The 13447-nt window shown below is 63.0% G+C and carries 16 protein-coding genes; 6 read left to right on the top strand and 10 right to left on the bottom strand.

Features of this window, described 5'->3' with window-relative positions:
- Window positions 1-596: 596 nt before the first annotated feature.
- The 4 genes from N805_RS13480 to N805_RS13465 all read left to right on the top strand — a co-directional run bounded on the left by N805_RS13480 (window position 597) and on the right by N805_RS13465 (window position 2399).
- Complete coding sequence (locus N805_RS13480) at window positions 597-1001, top strand: TraR/DksA family transcriptional regulator (protein WP_016485822.1); 405 nt, start codon at window positions 597-599, stop codon at window positions 999-1001.
- A 178-nt stretch (window positions 1002-1179) separates the two neighbouring features.
- Complete coding sequence (locus N805_RS13475; RefSeq protein ID WP_012271507.1) at window positions 1180-1374, top strand: hypothetical protein; 195 nt, start codon at window positions 1180-1182, stop codon at window positions 1372-1374.
- 345 nt (window positions 1375-1719) lie between these two features.
- Entirely contained in the window at window positions 1720-2190 is a 471-nt protein-coding gene (locus tag N805_RS13470; protein ID WP_033692529.1) for a hypothetical protein, read from the top strand.
- Window positions 2187-2399, top strand: a complete 213-nt coding sequence (locus N805_RS13465) for a hypothetical protein (RefSeq protein ID WP_019472387.1) — start codon at window positions 2187-2189, stop codon at window positions 2397-2399. The genes N805_RS13470 and N805_RS13465 overlap by 4 nt, the downstream gene beginning before the upstream one ends.
- A gap of 12 nt (window positions 2400-2411) precedes the next feature.
- Here N805_RS13465 and N805_RS13460 read toward each other — a convergent pair whose 3' ends face one another.
- The 7 genes from N805_RS13460 to N805_RS13430 form a co-directional block, all read right to left on the bottom strand.
- Window positions 2412-2777 (bottom strand): Na+/H+ antiporter subunit G, encoded by a 366-nt coding sequence (locus N805_RS13460; RefSeq protein ID WP_019472386.1) that lies wholly within the window; start codon window positions 2775-2777, stop codon window positions 2412-2414.
- A complete protein-coding gene (locus N805_RS13455; protein WP_019472385.1) occupies window positions 2774-3052 on the bottom strand; it encodes a K+/H+ antiporter subunit F in 279 nt (92 codons plus the stop codon). The genes N805_RS13460 and N805_RS13455 overlap by 4 nt, the downstream gene beginning before the upstream one ends.
- Window positions 3049-3537, bottom strand: a complete 489-nt coding sequence (locus N805_RS13450) for a Na+/H+ antiporter subunit E (protein WP_019472384.1) — start codon at window positions 3535-3537, stop codon at window positions 3049-3051. The genes N805_RS13455 and N805_RS13450 overlap by 4 nt, the downstream gene beginning before the upstream one ends.
- Window positions 3534-5213, bottom strand: coding sequence for a monovalent cation/H+ antiporter subunit D (locus N805_RS13445; protein ID WP_019472383.1), 1680 nt, complete (start codon window positions 5211-5213; stop codon window positions 3534-3536). Before N805_RS13445 ends, N805_RS13450 begins: the two co-directional genes overlap by 4 nt.
- The gene (locus N805_RS13440; RefSeq protein WP_003250128.1) at window positions 5210-5554 is read right to left on the bottom strand and encodes a Na+/H+ antiporter subunit C; all 345 of its coding nucleotides are present in this window, start codon (window positions 5552-5554) and stop codon (window positions 5210-5212) included. The genes N805_RS13445 and N805_RS13440 overlap by 4 nt, the downstream gene beginning before the upstream one ends.
- Entirely contained in the window at window positions 5554-8469 is a 2916-nt protein-coding gene (locus tag N805_RS13435; RefSeq protein WP_019472382.1) for a monovalent cation/H+ antiporter subunit A, read from the bottom strand. Before N805_RS13435 ends, N805_RS13440 begins: the two co-directional genes overlap by 1 nt.
- Window positions 8470-8618: 149 nt before the next feature.
- The gene (locus tag N805_RS13430) at window positions 8619-9569 is read right to left on the bottom strand and encodes a DMT family transporter (RefSeq protein WP_019472381.1); all 951 of its coding nucleotides are present in this window, start codon (window positions 9567-9569) and stop codon (window positions 8619-8621) included.
- A gap of 83 nt (window positions 9570-9652) precedes the next feature.
- Between N805_RS13430 and N805_RS13425 the strand changes: the two genes are divergently transcribed.
- The gene (locus N805_RS13425; RefSeq protein WP_026034572.1) at window positions 9653-10216 is read left to right on the top strand and encodes a helix-turn-helix domain-containing protein; all 564 of its coding nucleotides are present in this window, start codon (window positions 9653-9655) and stop codon (window positions 10214-10216) included.
- A 163-nt stretch (window positions 10217-10379) separates the two neighbouring features.
- Here the strand turns inward: N805_RS13425 and N805_RS13420 are convergent, their stop codons facing one another.
- Window positions 10380-10928, bottom strand: a complete 549-nt coding sequence (locus N805_RS13420; RefSeq protein WP_019472379.1) for a cysteine hydrolase family protein — start codon at window positions 10926-10928, stop codon at window positions 10380-10382.
- A 172-nt stretch (window positions 10929-11100) separates the two neighbouring features.
- Here N805_RS13420 and N805_RS13415 point away from each other — a divergent pair, with 172 nt between their 5' ends.
- On the top strand, window positions 11101-11481 hold the full coding sequence (locus tag N805_RS13415) for an antibiotic biosynthesis monooxygenase (RefSeq protein WP_019472378.1): 381 nt from the start codon (window positions 11101-11103) through the stop codon (window positions 11479-11481).
- Here the strand turns inward: N805_RS13415 and N805_RS13410 are convergent.
- Together N805_RS13410 and N805_RS13405 are read right to left on the bottom strand one after the other, a co-directional pair.
- On the bottom strand, window positions 11460-12230 hold the full coding sequence (locus N805_RS13410) for an alpha/beta hydrolase family protein (protein WP_019472377.1): 771 nt from the start codon (window positions 12228-12230) through the stop codon (window positions 11460-11462). The genes N805_RS13415 and N805_RS13410 overlap by 22 nt on opposite strands.
- The gene (locus tag N805_RS13405; RefSeq protein WP_019472376.1) at window positions 12214-13332 is read right to left on the bottom strand and encodes a DUF3182 family protein; all 1119 of its coding nucleotides are present in this window, start codon (window positions 13330-13332) and stop codon (window positions 12214-12216) included. The genes N805_RS13410 and N805_RS13405 overlap by 17 nt, the downstream gene beginning before the upstream one ends.
- Window positions 13333-13447 lie beyond the last annotated feature (115 nt).

Raw genomic sequence — 13447 nt, 5'->3', positions numbered from 1 at the left:
AAAGCGAAACAGTGGTGGTTTTTAGCTCGCGCATAGGCCATTTGCGATGGCGACGCATATTCACCTTTTCGCCCTTACGGCGAGTCACTTTTTGTCAAACGCGACAAAAAGTAACCAAAAAACGCTGCGCTCCGATCATCCGGCCCCTGCGCTGCGCTCCGGGGTCCCCTCACTCCGGCCTCGCTCCCGGGAGGACCGCGCTGCAGGCCCCATCCTGGGGCCCAGCGCTTGACGGGCATCCATGCCCGTCACCTCCCTCCGCAAGGCCTGCGTTCGGCCTCCTGAAGTCGCGAAGATCAAGATCAAGATCAAGATCAAGATCAAGATCAAGATCAACAGCCGCTGGGGCGGGCGGGGGCGCTGTTGGAATGACAGTTTACTGCAGGCACAGAAGCGCAGCCGCAGTGCCGACCGGCGGATTGTAAGCACTGGAAGCAAATTTGCACCCAATTGCAGTTGCTCCACGCGACGTGGCGCCTTAGACTGCCGCCCCCTGTAAAAGAGTGCCGGTTGGCGCTTGAAAATTTCCGCTGCCGATGCCAAGGCGTCGGCGGCACCCGAATCGCCCCAATGCACATTTTTTCATAGAGAAATCGATGACCAAGGAACAGTTGCTGGCCATGTCGGCCGATGACTACATGAACGCTGACCAGCTGGCTTTCTTCACTGGCCTGCTGCAGTCGATGAAAGTCGAAACCCATGAACGCATCGAGCTCAGCCGTGCCACCATCGAAGGCCTGGACACTCCGTCGGACCCTGCCGATGTGGCTTCGGTCGAAGAAGAGCGTAGCTGGCTGGTCAATGCCATCGACCGCGATCAACGCTTGTTGCCTCAGCTGGAAATGGCGCTGGACCGTATCTCCGACGAGAGCTTCGGCTGGTGCGATGACAGCGGTGAACCAATCGGCCTGAAGCGCCTGCTGATCAGCCCGACCACCAAGTACTGCATCGAAGCCCAAGAGCGCCACGAGCAGCTCGACCGCCACCAGCGCCAGGTATAACCCCGCGCGCGGTGCCAGGCCCCACGGAGCGATCCCTGGGGCTTTTCGCGTTTGTTGCCGGCACAGGTTTTGTTGCTCCGGACGTAATACTGATGTACCGCGAAGCGCTGTTTTCTCCAAGCGGGCAGGGGTATCATGGCTTTATCGTTAGGGTGCTAACTAAGTGCCGGAGGGTATGATGAATAGCCGGGTCGATGTAGCCGTGATGATAGGTTCGGGTGTGCCAGCCACCTTGCAGGCGCTGGGCAAACGCATCTGCTGGGTGGTGCTGGTCAATGGTGAGCGTCGGGGCACCGCCTTCGCCACGCGTGAAGAGGCACTTGAGTGCCAGGCTGCCTGGCAGCAGCAACTGAAGAAAGGCCTGGCTGCCTGAAATTGTTTATTGCCTCTCGACGGGTTTCGGTGTTTTCGGGCATATTTGTCCTACAGTAATGCGCACATGGATGCCAGGGCTTGTCTTCTTGCAGGCTCACCCCCATGGTTGCGTTTTCTGGTAAGTGATCTCAGGCATCACCCTTCCCAAACCGGGAATGAGCCAAACGCTTTCGTTTGAGGGCGATTCTGGCAGACCAGAGTAAAGATTCCTGCACGCTGCATCGTCAGCGGGCACAGACATTTCGCATATCGCTTTATTACTCTTTTCGCCTATCGATAAGAAATGGCCGTGCCTCCCCGAGCTTGGGAGAGGGCGGGTTGTAACCGGTTGAGGATTACTTCATTGGCAGTCAGCACACTTGATACCCATGCGTTGTTCGCCCTGGGCGACTTGCGCGGTAAATTGGCCCAGCTGTTCCAGGGTCGCTTTATCTACGTTACCGAACAAACTCCCGAAGGCCTTTACATGGCCGAAATCGACACCGAAAACGCATTGGTGGTCGATGACAAACAGCGTCTTGAACTGAAAGTCGGCGACCACTTCCGCGCTGCCGTGTTGCCCAGCCGTGAAGGCGGCAAGCTGGAAATGCGCTTTCGCGAAATCAAACTGAATGTTTATGGCGTGGGCGATTATGCCTTCGTGTCGGTACCCGAAGGCGAGGGCATCGTCCTGCGCGAAGGGCATGGCGTGATGCTGGTTTTCGCCGCGCAACAACAGGTTCAGGAAGGCCTGGGCAAATTACTCAAGGCGGTGACTGGCAAGGTTGCCAAATGGCGCAAAGGCGAGCTGACCACCTTCAAGGCCAGTGAATGATCGACAGTGACAGTGCACCTGTCACGCGTGTCGAATTCCATCGGCAGCACCAGGCGGATGCAGTGGCCGAGGCGGAACGCTTGCTGGCCAGGCGTGGGGAACTGCAAGGCGCTTGGTTGAACTGGGTAGCGGGAGAGCTTTATCGGCTCGGCCCGCCCCCTTATGTCGCCATGGTGCGTCGGGAGCTGCAGCGCCTCAGCCAAGGGTGAGGCGGCGGCTCTTCAATTGCCCCGCTTGTGGCCGCTGCTGACTTCTTCTGGCACTGGCTCTTTCGACATGCGTTTGCGAAACAACGCCGCCCGGGCCAGCAATAGGGTGGTCACGGGCACGGTGATCGACAGCAGGATGGGAATTAGCCAGGCGTGCAGTACCGGTGCTTCCTTGAGCCACGAGAAGTAGATGATCGAAGCCAGCGCCACACACCAGGCGCCAATGGTCGAAGCCAGCGCCGGCGGGTGCATGCGCTGGAAGTAATCCTTCAGGCGCACCAGGCCTATTGCACCGACCAGCGCGAATAGGCTGCCGGTCAGCAGCAGCGCGGCGGTAACCACTTCCAGCCAGAAGGGCAGTACCAGGGTTTCGGTCATTCGATCACCTCACCGCGCAGCAGGAACTTCGCCAGGGCAAACGAGCCGACGAAGCCGAACAGCGCAATCAGCAGTGCACCTTCGAAGTAGGTGTCACTGGCATAACGGATTCCCAGCACCAACATGGTCAGCATGGCCAGGATGTACAGGTAGTCCAGCGCCAGCACCCGGTCCTGGGCGGACGGGCCACGGAACAGCCGGACCAGCGCCAGGCCCATGGCCAGGGCGAAGATGAACAGGCTGGCGAGGACAGCGTTGGCGAGCAGGCCTGTCATTGGAATATCTCCATCAGCGGGCGTTCGTAGGTTTCCTTGAAGTGCTGGATAAAGGCTGCCTCATCCTCCAGGTCGAACACATGCAACAGCAATACGCTGCGGTCCAGCGCCAGCTCGGACCAGACCGTGCCGGGCACTACCGTGGTGATCATCGACAATGCCGCCAGCCCATGCGCGTCGTGCAGGGCCAGCGGGATGTGCACGAACGCCGAACGTGGTGGTTGCTTGCCAGCCCGCAGCACGCCACGGGCCACCAGCAGGTTGGACATGATCACATCGATGCCTACCCGGCAGATCAGCCGGGCGATGACCATTGGCCGACGCACGTGGGCATGCTGTGGGCGCAGCGGCGCCATCAGCAATGGCGCCAGCACGCCAAGTGCGGCACCCAGCAGCAGGTTGCCTGGGCTGACCGAGAGGTTCAGCAGCAGCCATAGGCCGAACAGCGAAACCGATAGCAGCGGGGCGGGGAACAGTCGGTTCATGGCTGCACCTGTACGTCGAGCGAGGTGGGGCCAGGAATCGGCCGGGCGGCCATCACGGCTTCGATATAGGCCTCTGGGGCCTGCAGGCTGGCAGCAGTGTCCTGGGTGTAGCGCAGCAACGGCTCGGCCTTGAGGCTGAGGATGATGCACAGGCCGAGCAGGATGACGATGGGCAGGCACTCATAGCGGCGTAGCACTGGCGACGGGCGCTCCTCGGGTTTCCAGAAACGCTGGATGCCGACGCGGCCGAAGGCGATCAGCGAGGCCATGCCAGACAGGATCAGCAGCGCCACCAGGGCCCAGCCCGCCGCACTCAGCGGCTGCTCGGCCGGCACCCCCAGCCCCTGCGGGTTGAACAGTGCGCTGATCAGGTTGAGCTTGCCGACGAAGCCTGACAACGGCGGCATGCCGATGATCAGCAAGGCGCAGGCGATGAAGCTGAGGCCGAGGAAGGCCATGGTCCAAGGGATGATCTGGCCAATCACCACCTTCTGCTCGTCGTCGAGGTTGATGCCCTTGGGCGGGTGCAACGACTCCAGCGGTGGCGGCATGGCGTCTTCTTCTTCGTCCAGCGGCACTTCGTTGGCCGAGCGCGAGCGTTCGACCAGTTCGGCGAGCAGGAACAGTGCGCACAGCGCCAGGGTCGAGTTGACCAGGTAGAAGAGCGCCGCACCCGTCAGCGCCGACTGGGCAAAGCCGACGGCGCCGAGCAGGGTGCCGGCCGAGACCAGGATGCTGAGTGCCGCCATGCGCTCCAGGCGCTGTGCAGCCAGGATCGACACTGCTGCCACGGCCAGGGTGACCAGGCCACCGTACACCAGCCATTCGCCACCGAAATGCGCCGAAGCGCCGGCCTGCCCGGAGAACAGCAGCGTCCACAGGCGCAACAGGGCATACAGGCCGACCTTGGTCATGATGGCGAACAGCGCGGCCACTGGCGCGCTGGCCGAGGCGTAGGCCGGCACCAGCCAGAAGTTCAGCGGCCAGATACCGGCCTTGACCAGGAACGCCGTGGCCAGGATCGCCGCACCGGCATGCAGCAGGCCGCGGTCGGCCTCCGGTACCAGCGGGATCTTCAGCGCAAGGTCGGCCATGTTCAGGGTGCCGGTTACCCCATACAGCATTGCCGCGCCGACCAGGAACAGCGACGAGGCGAACAGGTTGATGGCGATGTAGTGCAGGCCGGCTCGTACCCGCGCACGCCCCGAACCATGCAGCAGCAAGCCATACGAAGCTGCCAGCAGCACCTCGAAGAACACGAACAGGTTGAACAGGTCGGCGGTGAGAAAGGCGCCGTACAGGCCCATCAGTTGAATCTGGAACAGCGCATGGAAGCTGGCCCCGGCACCGTCCCAGCGGGCGCGGGCAAACAACAGGGCGCTAAAGCCGATAATGCCGGTGAGGGTCAGCAGCAGTGCCGACAGGTGGTCCACCACCAGGACGATACCGAACGGTGCCGGCCAGTTGCCCGGCAGGTAGACGCCGATCGATTCCGCCTGGCCCTGGGTGCGCACCCACAGCAGCAGGCTGACCGCGATGGCCAGGCCGGCGAAGGTCGACAGCAGGTTAAGCCGGGCCTTGATATGCCGATGTTTCTCGCCCAGCAGCAGCATCACCGCTGCCGTCACCAGTGGCAGCAAAATGGGCGCGACAATCAGTTGGCTCATGCCATTCATTCGTCACGCTCCCGGCCATCCACGTGGTCGGTACCGGTCAGGCCGCGCGAGGCCAGCAACACCACCAGAAACAGCGCCGTCATGGCGAAGCTGATGACGATGGCCGTGAGTACCAGGGCCTGGGGCAACGGGTCGGTGTAGTGCAGCAGGTCTTGGGTGACGCCATCCTTGATGATCGGTTCCTTGCCGATGAACAGGCTGCCCATGCTGAAGATGAACAGATTTACGCCGTACGACAGCAGGCACAGGCCCATGATCACCTGGTACGTCCGCGGGCGCAGAATCAGCCACACCCCCGAGGCGGCCAGCACGCCGATGGCAACTGCAATGACTTCTTCCATCAGGCGGCTCCTGCTTGGCTGGTTTTCGATGAATTGCCCGGGCGGTAGGCGCGTACCGACTGGTGCGCCAGGGCAGTGAGGATCAGCAGGGTCGAGCCGACCACCACGGTGTACACGCCAACATCGAAGAACAGCGCGCTGGCCACGTGCACATCACCGAGCAACGGCAGGTGCAGGTGGGCGGTATGGGTGGTCAGGAACGGGTAGCCCAGCAGCATGGCGCCGACCCCGGTCAGGGTGGCGCACAGCAACCCGGTGCCCATCCAGCGCAGTGGGCGCAGGCTCATCTGCGCCTCCACCCACTGGGTGCCGGCCACCATGTACTGCAGGATGAACGCCACCGACATCACCAGGCCGGCGACGAAGCCGCCGCCTGGCTGATTGTGGCCACGCATGAACAGGTACATGGACACCAGCAGGGCGATTGGCAGCAGCAGGCGCACCAGCACCGCAGGCACCATCATGAAGCCCATGGCGGTGTCGGTGGCATGCCTCGGGTTGATCAGGTCGGTGACCACGTCACGCGCCAGCTGGCGTTGTTGCGCCGGCAACTGCATGCTCTCTTTCGGCGGACGGAAGCGCCGCAGCAGGGCGAACACGGTCAGCGCCACGGCCACCAGTACGGTGATTTCACCGAGGGTATCGAAGCCACGGAAGTCGACCAGCATGACATTCACCACATTGGTGCCGCCGCCTTGGGGCAGCGCCCGGCTCAGGTAGAACGAGGAAATGTCGTTGGGGGTCGGCCGGGTCAGCATGGCGTAGGACAGCACGGCCATACCCCCGCCTACCAGCACCGCCAGCAGCAGGTCGCGCAGGCGGCGCATGCGCGCACGCTCCAGGCTGCCCGGTAGCGGCGATACGCCTTCGATACGCCGTGGCAGCCAGCGCAAGCCAAGCAGGATGAGCACGGTGGTGACAACCTCCACCACCAGCTGGGTCAGGGCCAGGTCGGGTGCGGAGAACCAGACAAAGGTAATGCAGGTCATCAGGCCGCAGACACTGACCATGATCAGTGCCGCCAGGCGGTGGTACTTGGCCTGGTAGGCGGCGCCGATGGCACAGGCGATGGCGATCAGCCACAGCGCGACGAACACGCCAGAACCCGGAATCTTGGGCCGGTCACCCCAGCTGAGCCCGCTGGAGAGCATGGGCGTGAGGCCTGCGAGGAAGGCAGCAACTACCAGCATGAACAGCTGCGACTGAAGGCGCCGGGTGGTGAACAGGCGTTCGATGCGCCGCGCCAGCAGCATCAGGTGAACCTGCCCGTGCTCGAACAGGCGCTTGCCGTTGAAGCGCTCGATCACCGGTGGGTAAGGGAAGCGGCCCAGGCGCAGTTGCTTGCGTAGCAGCAGGTACAGCACGATGCCACCGCTCATGGCCACCAGGCTCATGATCAGGGGCGCATTCCAGCCATGCCAGATGGCCAGGCTGTACTCCGGCAGGGTACCGCCTACTACCGGGAGGGCTGCGGCGGCCAACAGCGGGCCGACCGACTGGGCGGGGAAGATGCCCACCACAAGGCAGGTGAGCACCAGCAGCTCGACCGGAGCACGCATCCAGCGTGGTGGCTCGTGCGGGGTGTGGGGCAGGTCCTGGGCGGTGGGGCCGAAGAACACATCCACGGTAAAGCGCAGGGCATAGGCCACGCTGAAGGTGCCGGCCAGGGTGGCGATCACCGGCAACGCTGCTTCGACCCAGGCAGTGGAGCTGATGAACACGGTTTCGGCGAAGAACATTTCCTTGGACAGGAACCCATTCATCAGCGGCACGCCGGCCATCGAGGCGCTGGCCACCATGGCCAGGGTGGCGGTGTACGGCACCAGGCGGATCAGCCCGCTGAGGCGGCGGATGTCGCGGGTACCGCTTTCGTGGTCGATGATGCCGGCGGCCATGAACAGCGAGGCCTTGAAAGTGGCGTGGTTGAGAATGTGGAACACGGCGGCAACTGCGGCCAGCGGGCTGTTCAGGCCCAGCAGCAGGGTAATCAGGCCCAGGTGGCTGATGGTTGAATAGGCCAGCAGGCCCTTCAGGTCGTTCTGGAACATGGCGGCGAACGCGCCGAGCAGCAGGGTGAGGGCGCCGGCACCGCCGACGATCCAGAACCACTCTTCGCTGCCCGATAGCACCGGCCAGAAGCGCGCCAGCAGGAACACCCCGGCCTTGACCATGGTGGCAGAGTGCAAATAGGCCGAAACCGGGGTGGGCGCTGCCATGGCGTGAGGCAGCCAGAAATGGAAGGGGAACTGTGCGCTTTTGCTCAGGGCGCCGATGAGGATCAGGGGCAGCAGCACCGGGTACAGCGCATGCTGGCGGATGGTGTCGCCGGCAGCCAGGACCTTGTCCAGGTCATAGCTGCCGACCACATGGCCGAGCAGCAGGGCACCCACCAGCAGGCACAAGCCACCCGCGCCGGTCACCATGAGCGCCATGTAGGCGCCACGCCGGGCATCTGCGCGGTGGTGCCAGTAGCCGATCAGCAGGAAGGAGAACAGGCTGGTCAGTTCCCAGAAGAACACCAGCTGGATCAGGTTGCCGGAGATAACAAGGCCGAGCATGGCGCCCATGAAGGCCAGGAAGAAGGCGAAGAAGCGCGGGACCGGGTCTTGCGGCGACATGTAGTAGCGGGCATACAGCGACACCAGCGTGCCGATGCCCAGCACCAGCAGCGAGAACAGCCAGGCAAAGCCGTCCATGCGCAGTACCAGGTTCAACCCCAGGCTGGGCAGCCACAGGAATTCTTCGCGAATCACGCCCCCGTGGGCAACTTGAGGGTACAGCAGTGCTACCTGGACGGTGCCGACCAGGGCCACGAGCCCGGCAAGAATGGACTCGGCGTTACGTGCGTTGTGCGGCAGCACGGCTGCCAGGCAACTGCCCACGAACGGCAGAAGCAATAGCACTATCAATGACATAGGGGCCTATTCTGGAGAAATTTGCAAAGATCATACGTGCCGGGGGGGTGATCACCAACACGCAACCTGTCGCAGAATCCTACAAATAGGCTGTGACAAGCTGTTTTTTTATAACAGTTTTTTACAAAGCATAGTCGCTGTTGTCATCTTTACAGGCCGGTCTGGCGTTCGCCTTCATCCAGGACGTCTGGTGCTTCGGCGGTTTCGCGGGGGCGGCGTACCTTGAGTTCGCTGACCACGACCGCAATCACGATCAGCAGGCCACCGAGCAGTGCCACACCCGGCAGACGTTCGCCGGCGATGCGCCCGACGACCCCTGCCCACACCGGTTCACCGGCATATATGAGGGTGGCGCGGGTGGGTGAGACCGACTTCTGCGCCCAGTTCATTGCCACCTGGATTACCGCGCTCATGGCACCCAGGCCTATTGCGCTGGCCAGCAGCAGCCAGGAAAAATCTGGGATGCGTTCCTGGGTCGGTACGATCATCAGGAACGCCAGCAGCGAAGCGGTTGCCAGTTGCACCACGGTGACCCGGCGCACATCCACCTGGCCGGCGTAACGGCTGATCAGGATGATTTCGGCGGCGATGGCGACGGCGCTTACCAGGGTAACCACCTCGCCCTCGCTGAAGTGCAGGCTGCCGCCTTCCGGCCCGGCCAGCAGCATCAGGCCAATGAATGCCAGGCAAATGCCGATGCTGGGCATCAGGCCAGGCCGGCGGCCCAGCACCAGCCACTGCAACAGCGGCACAAACGGCACGTACAGCGCAGTGATGAACGCCGACTGGCTGCTGCTGATGGTCTGCAGGCCCATGGTTTGCAAGCCATAGCCGAGCATGATCGACACGCCGATCAGCATGCCGGCCTTGAGCTCGGTGAAGGTCAGCCCGGGCAACGCCCGCGCCGAAACCACGCCAACGAACAGTGCGGCGGCAGCGAAGCGCAGGCCGACGAAGAACATCGGGCCGCTGACGGTCATCACGTTATGTACCAGCAGGAACGTACCGCCCCACAACATGGTGATGAACACCAGCACCAGTTCCGCCTTGCTCAGGCGGAAGGTAACGGCGGAGGTCGGTTTGTTGCGGGCCTGGCTCATGGTCTTGCGCACTCGGAGGAGGCGGCGCACAATCGCCGCAAAGTGGGCAGTATACTGCGCAATCTCGACCAGTGAGCAATATAGTGCACAAAGATACTTCGCATCGGGCATCGGTGCTGCAACATGTCAGCCTCAACGTACGCAGCCTGCGCAACGCTGCCGGGCTGAGCCAGACGGCGTTGGCCGAGCGCTCAGGGGTCAGCCGGCGCATGCTGGTGGCGATCGAGGCGGGCGAGAAGAACGTCAGCCTGACCACCCTCGACCTGATCGCCGAAGCCTTGGGGGTGGCGTTCAGTACTCTGATCCAGGCACCTGACCAGCGCGACCCCGGCCGCATTGAGGAACTGGCCTGGGCCGGTGAGTACCCCCAGAGCAAGGCAGTGCTGCTGGGTAGCAGTGCGGCACGCCGTGAGGTGGAGCTTTGGGAGTGGACCCTGGCACCGGGGGAGTGCTATTCCAGCGAGGCTGATGCCGAAGGCTGGAGTGAGCAGATTTATGTGGCTGAAGGGCAACTGACGCTGATCATCGAAGGGGTTGAGCATTGCCTGCAGGTGGGGCAGTTTCATGTGTTCCCCAGCAACTGCCGCTACGCCTACCGCAACGATGGGGCGGTGGCGGTACGGTTTGTCCGCAATGTGGTGATTTGAGCCGGCAGGCTTTGGGGCTGCTGCGCAGCCCATCGCGACACCAGGCCGCTCCCACAGGGATCGCTTACGGTTCATGCTTGCGCGGTACCTGTGGGAGCGGCCTCGCCGGTGCGCCGGACCGGTCGGAAAGGGGCGCAAAGCGCCCCCAAAGATCTGAAACCAATCAGTTTTTCAGCAGCTCATCGGTCTTCACCACCGACGCATAGGCAAACGCCAAGGCCGCCATCGCCGAATCATGCACCTGCGCCGCCGGCACCTGCTTGCCGTCGAACTCCAGCGGCAAGGTAGCGCAGGCATCGTGCGCCACGGTCACCGTGTAGCCGAGGTCGGCTGCGGCACGGGTAGCGGCATCGATGCACATGTGGCTCATGCTGCCAACGATGGTCAGGGCTTCCACGCCATGTCGGTCTAGCGTGTTCTCAAGGTCGGTACCGAGGAAGGCGTTGACCTTGTGCTTGAGCACCACCGGCTCACCGGCCACCGGCTCGACCTTGGCGTGGATGTCCGCACCCTGCGAACCGGGTGCGAAAAATGGTGCATCGGCGCTGTCGAATTCATGCCGCACATGTACCACCAGATCGCCGCGCTGGCGCGCCGCCGCCAGCAGCCGGGCGGCGTTGTCGGCCGCCTGATCAGCGCCATCGAGGACCCACTTGCCGCCCGGGAAATAGTCGTTCTGGATGTCGATGATGATCAGCGCCTGCTTGCTCATGCTGCCTCCTGTGGCAGTAGTCGTTGGGAGACGTTAGTTATAGGCTGTTTGCACAGACTTGGGGATTGGCACGAACGGCGGCAGCGGGCAGAAACCACTTGACCTTGACTTCACTTGAGGTTTTACCCTGCTCGGCATCGCGAAGCATGTGCCCGTAACCAGGAGAACGTCGATGTCGGCAATCCCTCATGCCCTGTGGTTCACCCAAATGATCGAATACGAAGTGCCCAGCCTGTGCCAGCAAGCGCTGGCCCAGGCGCTGGTGGCGCGCAGCGAGGCACTGGCCACGCGCTGCGAAGGGCTGCAGGGCGTCAGCATCCAGGCCAGTGATGATGGCTGCCGGGTGCTGCAGTACCTGCAATGGCAGTCACGCCAGGCCTGGGCGGCCGCGGCCGAGTACTTCGTCGACGAGCCCTTCCTTGAACTGCTGGGTCAGCATCAGGCGCGTGGTGTCAACTTTGCTGCTTACCAGACCCTACGCAGCCTTGTGCGCGGCGCCGATGGTGGTCTGCAGTGCGAGGTGGGTAAGCCTCAGGCATACCAGGGGGCGTAGTGTGGGTAGCGGTCCAGGCGGGCACCGATCACCATTTCGCTGATCCACGCCGCCAGGATCGAGCTGTAGGCCTTCTGGCTCGCTTCGCTGGACAACGCGTGGTCGGCGCCGTCGACGATGCGATGGGTGAGCGAGTGGGCGCTGACGAATGCCGAGCGGTAGCTCATCAGCGTGCTGTGCGGCACATAGTCGTCATGCTCGGACTCCACAAGCAACACATCCCCGCCGAATTCGGCGCAGGCCGCCAGTGCGCGATTATCTGCCGGGCCCAGTGAACGCTGGCGGTAGGCGTTCAGGCGTTGGCGGTCGAGGGTTTGCTTGGGGGTGTTCCATTCGTCGTCCCAATACATGGCGGGGACCCGCAGGGCCAGCCATTTGACTGGCCGTTCGCGGGTCAGCAAGGTTGCCAGGTAGCCACCGTAGCTGCTGCCAATGATGGCGATGGCACTGCTGTCCACGGCCGGATGGCTGAGCAGCCGGTCGTAGGCCACCAGCAGGTCCTGCAGGTTCTGTTCACGGGTGACCGTCAGGCGTTGGCTTTCAGTTTTTTCGTGGCCGCGCAGGTCGAAGGTCATGCACACGCAGCCCAGCCCAGTGATGTGCCGGGCGCGGGCCAGATCGCGCTGCTGACTGCCGCCCCAACCGTGGACGAACAGGATGCCTGGCATCTTGCTGCCAGGGCTGACCAGGGTGCCGACAATGCTGTCGTTGTCGACTTGCAGTTCAACGGTTTCACTCTGAACGGCCATGTTCGCGAATCCGTGCAAATTTGCTGAGTTGTCCGAGTTCACTGTCGTTTCCTTGGTAGAAGAGAGTGGCGTCAGCGGGCAGGTCGGGCGTGCCGAATACTTCGTGGGTGGAGGCACGCACCCGTTGCAATGCCGGGTCATCTGCAAAAGCCTGCAGGGCCAGCAGCTCGGCACTGCTAGCACCGCCCAGGCGCCAGGATTGTTCGAGTACACCGCTACGAAGGTGCCCCTTGGGGTTCAGGCCGCGGGCTATGTCGTAGTTGCGTCGCGACGCGATGAAGCCAGGGAAGTGCTGCTCGGCAGCCTGCTCGTAGGCGATTGCCTGGTTGATGGCCAGGCGCAGGTAGTCTTCCAGTGGTAGTTGCAGGAGCGCCTGGTAGTCACCACGTACCACCAGCAGGTCGGAACCGCCGTATATCTCGGTGCCCTGATGGTCGTGGGTCAGTTGCTGGGTGCCGTAATAGCTGCAGGTGAGGCCGGCGACGCGCACCTGGCCGACGCTGAAGGTTTGCACGTCGCTCAGGTCTTCTTCGAGTACCAGCCCCCACAGCGCCAGGTCCTGGTCATCCATGGCGGCCAGCAGTGGCTCCAGCGCGTGCGCTGTGGTGATGACCTGCTGGCCGCGGCCTGCGCAGGCCAGCACGGGCTTCACCCTCAGGGGGCCGTCGAGCAGCAGCAACTGTGCGGCGGTGCGCGCATCGGCTTTGCTGAACACGGTATAGCCGCGCAGCAAGGCGTCGCTTGCCTGTCGAGCGAAGTCATCGGTCCAGCCCGGCGGGAAGCTGGCCCCGGCCGGCAGCGGGTGGGAGATCGCCTTGGTCGCCATGTAAGGGTGTGCGACCAATCCACCGAACAGGTCCTGCTCGCTGCGGATGCCCATGGCGGCATGACGTTTTGGGTCGACCAGGGTTTCGGTAGGCAGGTAATAGTAGCCATCAGCGGCGGTGGGGGAATGGGGTGGGTGGACGTGCGGGCAGCCCAGCAGTCCGGCCAGGCCATCGGCGAGCTTGAGGTGCACGGCATGCTCATGCTCCGGCGTATGTTCGCGGGTGTCGAGCAACACAACGCCGGTTTTCCGGTCGCAGGCACTGGGCATGGTCATTTGCCTGTCTGCAATGAATGTACAGTGTGTGAAGCCGGTACATTGCGGAAGTTCAGCGGGACTTGATCGGTGGTCCTGGCCTTGTTGTAGGCAGTATCCTGTTGGGACAGGGCGT

Origin of the sequence: Pseudomonas putida S13.1.2 (assembly GCF_000498395.2) — a bacterium.
Classification (GTDB): Bacteria; Pseudomonadota; Gammaproteobacteria; order Pseudomonadales; family Pseudomonadaceae; genus Aquipseudomonas; species Aquipseudomonas putida_Q.
The sequence above is the reverse complement of the archived record's forward strand: the minus strand, read 5'-3'. Positions and strand labels throughout refer to the sequence as shown.